Source organism: Liquorilactobacillus hordei DSM 19519 (genome assembly GCF_019443985.1).
Lineage (GTDB): Bacteria > Bacillota > Bacilli > Lactobacillales > Lactobacillaceae > Liquorilactobacillus > Liquorilactobacillus hordei.
Genome location: NZ_CP049303.1, coordinates 1,356,214 through 1,368,571 on the forward strand (window position 1 = coordinate 1,356,214; position 12,358 = coordinate 1,368,571).

Genomic DNA, 12,358 nt, shown 5'->3' on the forward strand with positions numbered 1-12,358 from the left:
AAATTCAGGTAAAGGTTGGTGGAAAAATGAAGCGAGCCAATATAACTTTAGATGAAATCTATAACTTGTTGTTAAATACTGCTACAAGAGAGTGGGAACGAACGCAGCTACTTAAATGTAAATCAGAGATTGAGAACGGGACAAATAATGAACAGGCGTTTTCAGAACTTGAATATCGTTTACGACCACTGGCAGTAAGGAACAATTTGACACCCGATGTAGCTGAATTTTATACAAAACTGTCTGGGAAAAATCAGAAGATTGAATCTTTTGATTTAACAAAACATTTTGAAAAAGATGCTCCAGGCGTTGAGCGTGCGATTTTTGCGGGAGGTTGTTTTTGGTGTATGGTTGAACCGTTTGAAGCAAGACCTGGAATTATCGCAGTGATTTCTGGATATACTGGTGGACAAGTTGATAATCCGACTTATGAAATTGTTAGTCGAGGGACCTCGGGTCATGTTGAAGCGGTTGAAATTATCTATGATAGTAAGCTTATTAGCTATGAAACGTTGGTAGGGATATATTGGCAATTAATTGATCCGACTGATGATGGTGGACAGATTAATGATCGTGGCGCTAATTACAAACCAATAATTTTTGTTAATAACGATGAAAAAAAAGAGGTTGCAAATAAATCAAGAAAAGAGCTTGAGCAATCAAGGAAGTATTCAAAACCAATTATTGTACCAATTCGTAACGCCGAAAAATTTTGGCCAGCGGAAAACTATCATCAAGATTTTTATAAGAAGAATCGCGTGCGTTATTGGAGAATAGAAAATTCACGTAGACAATATTTGGCGTATTTAAAAGTTAAGGGCTGGATCAAACGCAAATTTAGTAGAGAATAACTTCTTAGAAGGGAAGCAGCAAATAAGATTGTTTACTCAAATAGTAGAGAAATAACTGCTGAACAATTAGCCACTTTATTTATTAATTTTGGAATTCATCGACCGGTCAAAGATATACCTAGACTGAGAAAAATGATTAAGAATGCTTCTATAATCTGGACAGCGTGGAATGAGCAAGATGAATTAATTGGTGTTGCAAGAGCTATTACTGATTTTAGTTATGCTTGTTATCTTTCAGATTTAGCAGTTGACAAAAAGTATCAAAGACAAGGAATCGGAAAAAGTCTGGTTGAGAAATTAAGGAACCAAATTGGACCAGATGTCTCCTTAGTTCTATTGGCAGCCCAGTCTGCAATGAATTATTATCCTAAACTACAATTTGAACATATTGATAATGCCTTTTTAAAACACAGAAGAAGCTTCTAATTAGATCCTGGAGGAAAGATTATGAAGAAATAGTGGTTTGAAGATCGAATTGATTCAGCTCTTGCTGGAACTAATCCAATGGTAATGGCTAAAATGGAAGGTGGAATAGCTGTATTCGGAGATACACAGTTTCTTGAAGGATATTCAGTTTTGTTACCAAAAAAGGAAGTTAATTCCCTCAACGATTTAGATTTAGCTGAACGAACGCTTTTTTTAAAGGATATGAGTATTCTAGGAGATGCCGTAATGCAGGCAACAAATGCAATCAGTATCAATTATGATATTTTAGGAAATACAGATAATTTCTTGCATGCACATGTTTTTCCAAGATTTAGCACAGAAGAACCAGAAAGGTTAAAAAAACCAGTGTGGTTGTACAGTTCAGATCATTGGAGTGACAAATCTTATTCTTATGATCCTAAAAAGCATGAACTAGTTAGGAATAAGATAACAGCATATTTAAAAGAATTTGAAGTTATTTAATACAAAAAAAACACCGACAAAAAATTGTCAGTGTTTTTTTAATTAAAATAAATCATTATTTAATTGGTTTCCATGCCCAATTTTCGACTTCAGGTAAATCAACACCTTCATCACGAATGAATTGATGATGTTTAGCAATTATGCTGTCCATTTTAGCAACAAATTGTCCATATTCTTCAGCATTTGGTAAGCTTAATACCGCTGATTTAGCGAGATCGAAACGATCCATTTGGTTAAGCACACGCATATCAAACGGTGTGGTAATATCTCCATTTTCACGGTAGCCATGAACAAAGAGATTATGGTTATGGCGGTCAAAGAATAAATCACGAATTAATCCTTCATAACCGTGGAAGGCAAAAATTATTGGGCTTTCCTTAGTAAAGTAGGCATCAAACTCTGCATCACTTAACCCGCGAGGATCCAATTTTTGACTACGTAGTTTCAATAAATCAACGATATTGATAAAACGAATCTTTAATTCGGGAATAGCTTTATGCAAAATAGAAATAGCTGCAAGGCTTTCCAAATTTGGTTCTGTTCCTGCTGCAGCAATTACTAAGTCAGGTTTTGCATTATCATCAGTTGAAGCCCAATCAATAATTTTTAATCCATTATCAACTAGTTCTTTGGCTTCGGCTGCTGAATAAAATTGCTGACGTGGATGTTTTGAAGAAACAATCAAGTTAATTTTTTCGCGATCATTTAATACATGGGACATTACAGCTAATAAACTGTTAGCATCTGCAGGCAAATACTCACGAATAAATTCAGGCTTTTTATCAGCTAGGTGACCTAAAATACCAGGATCTTGATGGGTATAGCCATTATGATCTTGTTGGAATACGGTTGAACTCGCCATAACATTCAATGAAGGTATCTCACTACGCCAGCTTTGTTCCTTTGCTTTACGCAACCATTTAAAATGTTGAGCAAGCATTGAATCAACAACACGTAAGAATGCCTCATAACTGACAAACAAACCGTGTCTTCCTGTTAATGCGTAACCTTCAAGCCAACCTTCATCTTGATGTTCTGATAACTGTGAATCAATAACACGACCGTCAGGAGCTAGAAATTGATCAAAAGGTTCATGAATGTTTTCAAGCCACTGACGCTTTGTAGCTTCAAAAATTGGAGAGAGTCGGTTAGACATTGTTTCATCAGGTCCAAAAATTCTGAAATTATGGTTTTCAGAATTTAACTTAATTACATCGCGCAAATATTTACCTAACACAGTCATATCCTGTGCAACTTCCTGACCTTGTTTTTCAGTATCAATCACATAGTCACGGAAGTCAGGCAAAATTAAATTTTTGATTAGGTTACCAGGGTTGGTATGAGGATTTGCTCCCATACGATGTTTTCCGATGGGGGTAATCGCAGCAATTTCCTTCTTTAACCGTCCATCCTTGTCGAATAGTTCTTCTGGACGATAACTTTTGAGCCATTCAACTAATTTATCTGCATGTTGCATATCATTTTGATCTACAGGAATTGGAATCTGATGTGCACGGAATGATTTTTCAATTGGTTCACCATCCCATTCTTTAGGACCAGTCCATCCCTTTGGTGTACGGAAAATAATCATTGGCCAGCTTGGAAGTGTGGCATCATTGTTTTCACGTGCATTTTTTTGAATTGTATGAATACCTTCGATTGCTTTGTCCAATGCTGCTGCCATTGCAGGATGCAACTTTGTAGGGTCATCTCCTTCCACGAGGATTGGGTCCCATCCCATTCCGTGGAAGTATTCTTGCAATTGTTCGTTAGATTGACGCGAAAGAATTGTTGGATTTGAAATCTTAAATCCGTTTAAATCCAGAATAGGTAAGACGGCGCCATCATTGATAGGATTGATAAATTTGTTAGATTGCCAAGATGTTGCAAGTGGACCAGTCTCGGCTTCGCCATCACCCACGACCGCAGCAACTATTAAATCTGGATTGTCAAAAATAGCACCTACTGAATGAGATAATGAGTATCCTAATTCTCCACCTTCGTGAATCGAACCAGGAGTTTCTGGTGCAGCATGAGACGCAACTCCACCAGGGAATGAGAATTGTTTGAATAGTTTCTTCATTCCAGCAGTATCCTGTGTGATTTCAGGATAAATTTCTGTATAGCTGCCATCCAAGTATGAATTTGAAACCATAACTTGTCCGCCGTGTCCAGGTCCTTCAACATAAAACATATTCAAGTTATATTTGTTAATGACACGATTTAAGTGAGCGTAGATGAAATTTTGACCTGCAATTGTACCCCAATGGCCAATGGGCTTTACTTTTACATCGTCGGCAGTTAAAGGACGGTCAAGTAAAGGGTTGTCTTTTAGGTATAGTTGTCCAACGGAAACATAATTAGCTGCACGCCAAAAGGCATCGACTAAGTTTAAATATTCTGGTGATGAGTAATCTTGGGTCATTATAGTTACCTCCTTGAGATTGTGGTTAATCAGCTTGTTTATATGTTTATAATAACCTAAACTCATTTAAAGTTCAACTTAATTATATATTGGTACGCTCCAATATATAACGAAAATAATATTCTTTAATTCTAGTTGACAAGACACCCCTAGACAAGACATAATCATCTTATATTAAGAAATCTTTACATCTAACTATCGATGGGGGAGCGTTATAGATGACAACGAATAAAAATGAAACTAATAAATTACTACTTACTACTGGAATGGCTTGGTTATTTGATGCAATGGATGTTGGAATGCTTTCATTCATTATAGCTGCACTAAAAACAGAATGGAATTTGAGTGAATCACAAATGGGTTGGATTGGAAGTATCAGTTCTATCGGAATGGCGGTTGGAGCGATTTTTTTCGGTATATTAGCCGATCGCTTTGGTAGAAAAGATATCCTAATCATTACATTGCTATTATTTTCGATAACTACTGGTTTTTCTGCATTTACAACTACGTATACGCTTTTTTTGATTCTTCGTTTTTTCGTTGGTGCAGGACTAGGTGGTGAACTTCCTGTTGCTTCGACCTTAGTTTCTGAAAATGTACCGTTTAAATCTAGAGGAAGAATTGTTGTCTTACTAGAAAGTTTTTGGGCCGGTGGTTGGATTCTTGCAGCCGTTATTTCGTACTTTATTATTCCTTCATGGGGTTGGCGGGTTGCATTATTGATTTCTGCGTTACCAGCTTTTTATGCACTGTATTTAAGATACGGTTTAAAAGAAAGTATGGTTGTTTGGAATAAAAAAATAAAAAAACAACCGTTGTTAAAAGAAAATTTACTTAATTTGTGGAATTCTCATTATTATAAGACAACAATTATGCTTTGGATTGTGTGGTTTATGGTTGTTTTTTCTTATTACGGAATGTTTTTGTGGTTACCTAGCGTAGTCATATTAAAAGGATATGGATTGATGCATAGTTTTGGATATACATTAATTATGACATTAGCCCAGTTACCAGGATATTTTGTTGCAGCTTGGTTAATTGAAAAGTGGGGACGAAAATGGGTTCTAACAACTTTTTTGGTAGGAACGGCGATTAGTGCGGTAGGATTCGGGAGTGCTTCAACTTTAATTTCACTGCTACTTTTTGGAATATTGTTATCGTTTTTTAATCTTGGAGCTTGGGGAGCATTATATGCATACTCACCAGAACAATATCCTACAAGCGTACGTGCTTCTGGTACGGGAATTGCAGCTGGAGTCGGAAGATTAGGCGGAATCTTAGGGCCATTAATGGTTGGTGAAATGTTAACTAAGCAGTACTCATTTACGATTATTTTTAGCATTTTTTGTATAGCGATATTGTTTGCAGTTTTAGCAATTATAATACTGGGTAAAGAAACGAAGGGGATTAAATTAGAGTAAAGTTAATTGATTTTATGATTAGTGATCAAGTTGGAAATAAAAAGTTAGTTATTATGTATGTCACTAGTAATAGACTTATGTAAAAAACTAAGGTAATTAGATGAATATCTCACTATGAAATTATGTTAAAGTAAAAGTATCTATACTAAAGTTTTTTTGAGTAAGGTTTCTTTTTTTAAAATTTTTAATAAAGAAGGTTAAAAATGATAATCACAACTGTATTTATTGATAGAGACGGGACTGTTGGTGGAAATGGACATTTTAAGATGATTGAAGATTTTAAACCTTATGCTGGTTTTGGCGAAGTGATTAGAAAATTAAAAGAATCAAAGATTGCTGTCTATTGTCTAACGAATCAAACACATATTAATTCTGGTGATATGGATTATGAAGATTTAAAAAAATCAATGGTGAAACTTGGATTTGATGACGTTTTTGTTTGTCCCCATACTGAATTTGAGAATTGTGAATGTCGTAAACCTAAGAGAGGCTTGATTGAGCAAGCTCACAAAAAATATAATTTCTCCAATGAATCAGCGATAATTATTGGAGATAGTTATAAATCAGATATGCGATTAGCCATGAAAGAAAGTATCTTGGGTATTCACGTAGCGACAGGAAGAAAGGAAGTTCGAAATGATTATCACTTAGATAATATAAATATAATTGAAACAAAAGATATAGTTTCAGCTTGCACTTGGATAATAAAAAACAATTGTTAATTAGTTGGTAACACAAAATAATTGAAATATTTTTGATCGTTATCTCCTATTAGCGGACTATAACTCTGGATGAAACCATAATTTTGAAATGCTTTGCGTCTTTCAGTATTTTCAGGAATAACTTTAGAAGCGATTTTGCTGCAAGCAAAGATTTTAACTAGTGGTTCTATGATTATTTTTAATAACTCTAAAACAATCTGTGATTTCTCAAAGTCACTGCGTAAATCTAATCTTAGAATTAAAAAGTTGTTAAATTTATCAACCTTTGAAACACGTTTGAATATTTCAAAAGTACCAATTGCTTCATTGTTTTTCTTATTTAAAATACTGAATCTAACAAAACCATTAAGTTTATATTCCTCATTCCAATAATTTATAGCCTTCTCCATGCGAGACAATGTATCATAAAAAAGTCGTCTCCGTCACAATTATCTGAATTAAAAAAAGGAACGGACATCTTATCACTGTAAACTTTTAACAAGTCTTCCTTATCATTTAAAGTTGTTCTTCTTAGTAAGAAATTGCTATTTTCTATTATTGGGCAAGTCCTATAGATATCAGTTTTCATTTTATTTTCTTACTTTCTGTGTGTTTAAGAATAATACTAATAATTTAGAAACATTTTGCCAAACATATGTTCTAGTGTAAAGCTAGGATTTTATTTTTTAGTATACTGCTTTTTTTGTACATAAATATGTACCTCTTGTATTCATAAAATTGCTTCTTATCTGCAATTCCAGTAATTCTTTCTAGAGCTTTGGTACACTTCTAATAACAAAAAGGGAGTGTGAAGATAATGAAAATGATTACAAGTAATTTAACCAAAAAATATGATCGAAAAATAGCAGTTAATAATCTTAGTATTGAAGTTCCTGCACATTCGTTGGTTGCATTTTTAGGCCACAATGGTGCTGGGAAATCGACAACAATCTCAATGTTGATTGGAATTTTGCAACCAACTTCAGGAAGAATTGAATATTTTGATGATAATGGCCAAAGAAGGAAACCTAAGATAGGCGTTGTTTTTCAAAACAGCATTCTGGATGAAGAATTAACTGTTACCGAAAATCTGATTTTGCGTGCAAAGATGCAGAATAAAGAGTCTGTTAAAAACATCGATAAGTTTTCTAAATTACTAGGCTTGACGAGTTTTATCAATGAGCGTTATGGGAACTTGTCGGGAGGTCAAAGAAGAAGAGTCGATATTGCACGAGCTTTATTGGATAATCCCGATTTTTTATTTTTGGATGAACCAACAACGGGCTTAGATATTCAAACAAGATCGGCGATTTGGAAATTATTGAATAATTTAAGAAAAGAAGCTGGCATAACTATTTTTTTAACAACTCATTACTTAGAGGAAGCAGAAGATGCTAGTCTGGTTTATGTAGTCAATCATGGTAAAGTAATTGCCAAAGGACCTGCACAAGTAATTATTACAGAAAATACGACAAATTATTTGCAGATCGAATGCACTAAAAGAATTGACTTAACTGTGGATTTCCAAGAATTAGGGCCAAATCTGTATCGGATAGCTAATGTTTCTGTGCAAGATGCAATTGATTTCTTGCATGCCAATCAAAAAACAATTAAACATTTTGAGTACCATAAGGGGACGCTTAATGATGCATTCATGAATTTGACTGGAAAGGAGTTGCAATAAAATGCTACCACTTATTCAGAGAAACTTAAAATTATTTTTTCGTAATCGTGCTGGAGTTTTTTTCTCATTGTTAGGAGCACTAATCTCCTTTATATTATTTGTTGTATTCTTGAAAGCAAATATGCTTGATTCATGGAATCAGTTAAAGCATCCTGCAAGAATGTTTGATTTCTGGGTAATCGGGGGAACATTAGCAGTGACAGGGATTACAACCACACTGAGTGCGTTGTCAAGAATGACATCTGATACAGAACGACATGTATATGAGGATTTAATTCTAACAGGTTTGAGTCGCCTTAAAATTCAGATTAGTTATATTTTAGCTGCAACGATTATTGGCACAGTACTGCAGGGAGTACTCTACTTTGTAATGGTTTTTTATTTTAATAAAACTGATGGAATTCAAATTGAGTGGTCAATTAGTTTACAATTATTTAGCGTTGCACTTCTATCCTCATTTTCAGCGGCATTACTTAATTTTGCACTAGTCTATTTCATGCGTAGTGTTGATACAGTTGGTAAATTCTCATCAATTGTTGGTGCAATGTCCGGATTTCTTGTAGGGACATATATTCCCGTGGGAGTATTGCCAGAATTCGCACAAAATCTTGTGAAATTAACACCGGGAGCCTATGTGGCAGCTATCTATCGCCAGTTATTAATGCATGATATACTTAAAAATGTTAATACGAATATCTTAGGAAATTTAAAAAAAGAGTTAGGAATTGGTATTACTTTAAATAGTCACCTGACATCTCTTGGACAGAATGTAGGAATAGTTAGTGGTGTTACACTTGTTTTGTTAGTAGTGATTGTTATTATTAATACTTATTATCAAAGAAAACGAAGAGTAGGTATGGAGTGAATTTATATGAAGATTCGATTTGAACATGATGATACACTTCAAGATGAAATTGATGTTGTTGTAAGGGCGAGTAGCCAAAATGATAAAGCAAGAACATTGATTGAATATGTTAAACGGTTCAAGCAAGAATCAAGTAAGATAGTACCAGTTAAAACAATTGACCGTATTGTAATTATTAAAGTAGAAGATATTATTTTAGCAGATGTACAAAAGGATACATTAACGATTGAGACCGTTAATGATCAATATATAATGCAAGAAAGATTATATAAGTTCATGCAGAAGCTTCCTAGTGAACTATTCGTTCAAGTGTCTAAGCATGCAGTAATTAACATTGATTATTTGATTGCACTTGAAGATAGTTTTGCCGGTGCAATGACTGCTCGGTTAGAGAAAAATTTGCGGACAAATATTAGTCGTAAATTTTTGGGTGAGCTTGAAAAACATTTAGGATTGTGAGGATAAGAGGTGGTTTATATGTTAAAAAAAATTAAAGATTTATTGAATTCTTTTTTAATTGGAGTCGGTTTCGGATCAACTGTCTATCTTTTGTTTATCGCATTTGGGGTAGAACATGAACCCACTATGTTTAACATTTTTAGTGTTCTATTAATAAGCGGGCTAATTGGCATATTCTCTTTGATTTTTGATGTGGTTGAGTGGTCATATCTGAGTACATTATTTATTCATTTTTTAGGTACCTTTAGCCTAGTAATGCTGATGATTTGGATAAATGACTGGCCTGTTTGGCAAGAATTTATCAGTTTTTTCTTGAATTTTGTTGGAATCTACTTAATTATCTGGTTTATAGTGAAATTAAAGTTATCCGCGAGTGTGAACAGTGTTAATCAAAGATTGCGAGAACGTAATGAAAGACATAAACAACGTTGATTTACTGAAAGTTAATATTAATTAGACACATTTATTGAGAATGGTTAGAATAAGAAGTAATCTAAAATTCAAAATGAGTGTAGAAAATGACAAAAAAAAGTATGCAACTATATATTAATTTCAGCTTCATCCTAATGGTTATTGTTATTTGCAGAGAAATCAGTTTGCCCGCGGTTTTGGGAGTATTTACTACCAATCGACATGTTGCTTTATTGAGTGATTTTGGTGCTCCAGGAATGCCTACTAGATATCTTTTTAAGCATTGGGAATTTATTGATGGAATATTATTTATTTTAGGTATTCCATTTTACTATCAACACTTAAAGCCTATCAGTCGTAGATATGCTAGATTTTTTGCAGGTCTTGTAGTTATTTATGGTATCGGTGACTGCCTTTTTTCTGCAATATTTGACTATTCTGGGAGTTATTTTGCAAATTGGCATAGTATGCTGCATGCTTTTGGTTCACTAGTTGGCTGTGGTGCGTTATTCATGGCAAATTGTTTACTAATCCTATTGTTATTGTTTGATAATCAGTTACATTTTGTAAAACTCTTTGTTAGTACTCAACTGGTTAGCATGGTGGCTTGTATTTTGTGTCTCTTTATGGAATCTTACCCAACAGTAGCAAGTTCATTACAAATTGTTGGATTAGATGGATTGTATATGCCATTGTTAATTTTGGGACTAGCAGCTGGTTTAAAGAAAATAAAAAAGTTATTTCTTCAAATTATTTTCAAAATTAACAAAGACGTGTGACATAAGAGATTAAAAATTGGGAGAATTAGTCAGGAAAGTAGATTGCAAAATTTTGCATACATTAAAAAAGGGTACTGGGGCACTTCATTCTTACCCAGTACCTCTATTTTATTATGAACAAATAGATTTCATAATATAAATGTAGCATTTAAATATTCATTTTTACGAGGTTCTTTGAATAATTTTCTTCAGGTTTTACATATGCAAATGCAGCAGTCAAAATAATGTTATAGGAAGCTTCAACTAAATGTTGATCAATCGCTGAACTAATAATGACTAACGTTAGAAATGCTAGTAGGCCATAGGAATTTAACTTATAGAATTTATTTAGTAAATAAAATATGAGCATTAAGACGAATGAAGATAATAAAACACCTGAAATTACTAGGAGACGAATATACGAAGAATCGACATAAAAATAGTTTGCAGGTAGTTGTGGCTGAATAGTACCATTACTGATTTCAATCAAATGTCTACCGAAAAAAGAGATACCATGTTGTTTTAGCGCAATAAATCCGAAAAACAAGCGATTTGATAATAAATGATTTAGCATTTGAGACCAAGCCCAGTGAGGATTGTATGTATATGCTAAAAGAATATTAACAGCGATATAAAGACTCACAAAAACAGCGATTCCACGAAATTTAATTGTATCAATCAGATACTTGAACCATTTATTCTTAAGACCAATTACCCAAAGTAATAGCATCAATATAAAATCTAGACGGGCATTTGTAAGTACAAAAATAATTCCAATTATTCCTAAACTAAGCAAATGTTCAACGAGTCTAAGCTGCAGTTTTCGCCATGCATAAAATGCAGTCAGCAAGTAAAAGAAACGAGCTGCTAAATCAGTAGGTGTTAAGAAGCCCAAAGATAGGCGTAAGACATATTTATTATCAAGCCTTGTAATAATTTGTTCCGGAATGATTTTAAAAATACAAGCTATGATTATTATAAAAATACAAAACACTTCAACTCCGAGATAAGTCTTAAGAATATTTTCAAAGTCAACTTCATAGGCACCGATAATGAAAAACGAGAAATAAAAAATATTGGAATCATGTGAAATTCTTGTTGTTAGATAGAAAATAATTAAAATACTGAGTACAATGGCTTTCTTTTTTAATGTTAAGTCATCCAATATAAAGAATTTAAAGGCAACAACTAACGCTATGATTTTTGTTAAGAAAAAAATTTGATTCATAGTTATTATTCTTGGTACAAAATAACTAAGTTGAATTGTCATTAAAAATAAAAAAAATGCCAAACAAACAATATATAGATTACTACGTTGTTGTTTTAGGCGATACAAAATCGACACAGTTTTTCCCCCGATTCAAAAAACAATATATCTTTGTCGCTATTATACTCTAATTTATCAAGATTTTCATTTTTAAATGTTGAATAAAAAAATAAAAAGAGTACACAAATAAAAAAGGCCAAAACAAGTTTTTATAAAAATATTAATTATAAGGATTGTAGTTTCTTTGACTTAAACTTTTCCTCTTTTTTTAAGTACGATTCCATATCCTATAAGAATTATTCCAATTAAGATAAATAAAAAAGAGAATGAACCATTGATATTCATGGAGGTAGAAGTAACTGAAAAGTTTAGTTCAGGAATCTCAAAAAAAGATAAAATAAGTGCTGATAATAAAGAAATGCCTCCTAAGACATTAAAAAAACGACTTTTATTCATAATGCTCCCCCTTTATTACTAAAATTATAAAATATAATTACCAACAAGACAAGAATACTAAAGTGAGAAATAAATAAGTGAAATTTTAACCAGTATAAACTTACTATTAAGAAATTGTATTGTTTTTACGATATCATTATGATATTATAAC

At 33.1% G+C, this 12,358-nt stretch carries 14 protein-coding genes; 10 read left to right on the plus strand and 4 right to left on the minus strand.

Annotated elements, in window-relative coordinates; genetic code table 11:
• The first annotated feature begins 26 nt into the window (after positions 1-26).
• From msrA to G6O70_RS07770, 3 genes are all read left to right on the plus strand, one after another.
• Complete coding sequence (gene msrA / locus G6O70_RS07760; RefSeq protein WP_057869947.1) at positions 27-851, plus strand: peptide-methionine (S)-S-oxide reductase MsrA; 825 nt, start codon at positions 27-29, stop codon at positions 849-851.
• Positions 852-983: 132 nt separating this feature from the next.
• Positions 984-1,277 carry a GNAT family N-acetyltransferase gene (locus G6O70_RS07765; RefSeq protein WP_233419169.1) on the plus strand — a complete coding sequence of 98 codons (294 nt, stop codon included), beginning with the start codon at positions 984-986 and terminating at the stop codon, positions 1,275-1,277.
• A gap of 78 nt (positions 1,278-1,355) precedes the next feature.
• A complete protein-coding gene (locus tag G6O70_RS07770) occupies positions 1,356-1,760 on the plus strand; it encodes an HIT family protein (RefSeq protein WP_057869945.1) in 405 nt (134 codons plus the stop codon).
• 55 nt (positions 1,761-1,815) lie between these two features.
• Here G6O70_RS07770 and G6O70_RS07775 read toward each other — a convergent pair whose 3' ends face one another.
• The gene (locus tag G6O70_RS07775) at positions 1,816-4,185 is read right to left on the minus strand and encodes a phosphoketolase family protein (protein WP_057869944.1); all 2,370 of its coding nucleotides are present in this window, start codon (positions 4,183-4,185) and stop codon (positions 1,816-1,818) included.
• Positions 4,186-4,403: 218 nt separating this feature from the next.
• Between G6O70_RS07775 and G6O70_RS07780 the strand changes: the two genes are divergently transcribed.
• Entirely contained in the window at positions 4,404-5,606 is a 1,203-nt protein-coding gene (locus G6O70_RS07780; RefSeq protein WP_057869943.1) for an MFS transporter, read from the plus strand.
• Between the two features lie 203 nt (positions 5,607-5,809).
• Positions 5,810-6,328, plus strand: a complete 519-nt coding sequence (locus G6O70_RS07785) for an HAD-IIIA family hydrolase (protein WP_309137212.1) — start codon at positions 5,810-5,812, stop codon at positions 6,326-6,328.
• Here G6O70_RS07785 and G6O70_RS07790 read toward each other — a convergent pair.
• On the minus strand, positions 6,325-6,717 hold the full coding sequence (locus G6O70_RS07790; protein ID WP_201779042.1) for a hypothetical protein: 393 nt from the start codon (positions 6,715-6,717) through the stop codon (positions 6,325-6,327). The genes G6O70_RS07785 and G6O70_RS07790 overlap by 4 nt on opposite strands.
• 407 nt (positions 6,718-7,124) lie before the next feature.
• Between G6O70_RS07790 and G6O70_RS07795 the strand changes: the two genes are divergently transcribed.
• The 5 genes from G6O70_RS07795 to G6O70_RS07815 all read left to right on the plus strand — a co-directional run bounded on the left by G6O70_RS07795 (position 7,125) and on the right by G6O70_RS07815 (position 10,505).
• Positions 7,125-7,991: an ABC transporter ATP-binding protein gene (locus tag G6O70_RS07795; protein WP_057869942.1), complete on the plus strand. Its 867-nt coding sequence runs from the start codon at positions 7,125-7,127 to the stop codon at positions 7,989-7,991.
• 1 nt (position 7,992) lies between these two features.
• Positions 7,993-8,856 carry an ABC transporter permease gene (locus G6O70_RS07800; protein ID WP_057869941.1) on the plus strand — a complete coding sequence of 288 codons (864 nt, stop codon included), beginning with the start codon at positions 7,993-7,995 and terminating at the stop codon, positions 8,854-8,856.
• Between the two features lie 6 nt (positions 8,857-8,862).
• Positions 8,863-9,315 carry a LytTR family DNA-binding domain-containing protein gene (locus G6O70_RS07805; protein ID WP_057869940.1) on the plus strand — a complete coding sequence of 151 codons (453 nt, stop codon included), beginning with the start codon at positions 8,863-8,865 and terminating at the stop codon, positions 9,313-9,315.
• 18 nt (positions 9,316-9,333) lie between these two features.
• Complete coding sequence (locus G6O70_RS07810; protein WP_057869939.1) at positions 9,334-9,747, plus strand: DUF3021 domain-containing protein; 414 nt, start codon at positions 9,334-9,336, stop codon at positions 9,745-9,747.
• A gap of 86 nt (positions 9,748-9,833) precedes the next feature.
• Positions 9,834-10,505, plus strand: a complete 672-nt coding sequence (locus tag G6O70_RS07815) for a DUF998 domain-containing protein (RefSeq protein ID WP_057869938.1) — start codon at positions 9,834-9,836, stop codon at positions 10,503-10,505.
• 148 nt (positions 10,506-10,653) lie between these two features.
• On the opposite strand, the gene G6O70_RS07820 is transcribed toward G6O70_RS07815, so the two are convergent.
• Together G6O70_RS07820 and G6O70_RS07825 are read right to left on the minus strand one after the other, a co-directional pair.
• Entirely contained in the window at positions 10,654-11,829 is a 1,176-nt protein-coding gene (locus tag G6O70_RS07820; protein WP_057869937.1) for a hypothetical protein, read from the minus strand.
• 171 nt (positions 11,830-12,000) lie between these two features.
• The gene (locus G6O70_RS07825) at positions 12,001-12,207 is read right to left on the minus strand and encodes a hypothetical protein (RefSeq protein WP_057869936.1); all 207 of its coding nucleotides are present in this window, start codon (positions 12,205-12,207) and stop codon (positions 12,001-12,003) included.
• Positions 12,208-12,358 lie beyond the last annotated feature (151 nt).

Excerpts from the sequence above, each read along its gene's own strand:
- msrA (WP_057869947.1), top strand. The coding sequence starts at position 27 with ATGAAGCGAGCCAATATAACTTTAGATGAAATCTATAACTTGTTGTTA.
- G6O70_RS07765 (WP_233419169.1), top strand. The coding sequence starts at position 984 with ATGATTAAGAATGCTTCTATAATCTGGACAGCGTGGAATGAGCAAGAT.
- G6O70_RS07770 (WP_057869945.1), top strand. The coding sequence starts at position 1,356 with ATGGTAATGGCTAAAATGGAAGGTGGAATAGCTGTATTCGGAGATACA.
- G6O70_RS07775 (WP_057869944.1), bottom strand. The coding sequence starts at position 4,185 with ATGACCCAAGATTACTCATCACCAGAATATTTAAACTTAGTCGATGCC.
- G6O70_RS07780 (WP_057869943.1), top strand. The coding sequence starts at position 4,404 with ATGACAACGAATAAAAATGAAACTAATAAATTACTACTTACTACTGGA.
- G6O70_RS07785 (WP_309137212.1), top strand. The coding sequence starts at position 5,810 with ATGATAATCACAACTGTATTTATTGATAGAGACGGGACTGTTGGTGGA.
- G6O70_RS07790 (WP_201779042.1), bottom strand. The coding sequence starts at position 6,717 with ATGGAGAAGGCTATAAATTATTGGAATGAGGAATATAAACTTAATGGT.
- G6O70_RS07795 (WP_057869942.1), top strand. The coding sequence starts at position 7,125 with ATGAAAATGATTACAAGTAATTTAACCAAAAAATATGATCGAAAAATA.
- G6O70_RS07800 (WP_057869941.1), top strand. The coding sequence starts at position 7,993 with ATGCTACCACTTATTCAGAGAAACTTAAAATTATTTTTTCGTAATCGT.
- G6O70_RS07805 (WP_057869940.1), top strand. The coding sequence starts at position 8,863 with ATGAAGATTCGATTTGAACATGATGATACACTTCAAGATGAAATTGAT.
- G6O70_RS07810 (WP_057869939.1), top strand. The coding sequence starts at position 9,334 with ATGTTAAAAAAAATTAAAGATTTATTGAATTCTTTTTTAATTGGAGTC.
- G6O70_RS07815 (WP_057869938.1), top strand. The coding sequence starts at position 9,834 with ATGACAAAAAAAAGTATGCAACTATATATTAATTTCAGCTTCATCCTA.
- G6O70_RS07825 (WP_057869936.1), bottom strand. The coding sequence starts at position 12,207 with ATGAATAAAAGTCGTTTTTTTAATGTCTTAGGAGGCATTTCTTTATTA.